We start from the raw sequence: 565 nt of genomic DNA, 5'->3' as shown, positions 1-565 counted from the left end.
AAGCAGGTGTACATGCTGCTGTTCTGCCTGATGAGCCCGATGATGGTGTTCGGTCACTACTGGAGCGAGCGGCGGCACGGCAAGAAGAAGTTCCGCAAGTCCGTCAAGCAGTACAAGGAAGAGCTCAGCCAGTACGAGAGCGACCTCGCCAGCGCCTGCACCCAGGACCAGCGGGCCCGCCGCACGGACCTGCCGGACCCGGCCGAGGTGATGCTCCGCGCCGTCGGCCCCCGGCGCACCCTGTGGGAGCGGCGGCTCACCGACCCCGACGCGCTGCACCTGCGCGTGGGCATGGGCGACCTGCCGGCCGAGATCGAGCTGTTGCAACCCGGCAAGCAGTACGACGAGGACCCGCCCGAGCCGCCCACCATCCACGACGTCCCCGTCGCCCTGCCCTTCGCCACGCTCGGGGTCGTCGGCGTGGCGGGGGAGCGGGGGCGTGCCCTGTCGACCGCCCACTGGCTGGTGGCGCAGGCCGCCGTGCTGCACAGCCCGCGCGACCTGTCCCTGGTGGTGCTCTCCTCCGAGCGGGACGCCGGCCGGTCCTGGAGCTGGTCGCGCTGGC

Annotated in this window: 1 pseudogene; it reads left to right on the top strand. The window is 71.9% G+C overall.

Annotation, left to right across the window (positions count from 1 at the left end):
- Positions 1 to 12: 12 nt before the first annotated feature.
- Positions 13 to 565, top strand: a pseudogene (locus KUM32_RS40210) (cell division protein FtsK); the annotation flags it as partial.

The sequence above is a fragment of the Streptomyces sp. AC627_RSS907 genome (genome assembly GCF_019049165.1).
The sequence above is the reverse complement of the archived record's forward strand: the minus strand, read 5'-3'. Positions and strand labels throughout refer to the sequence as shown.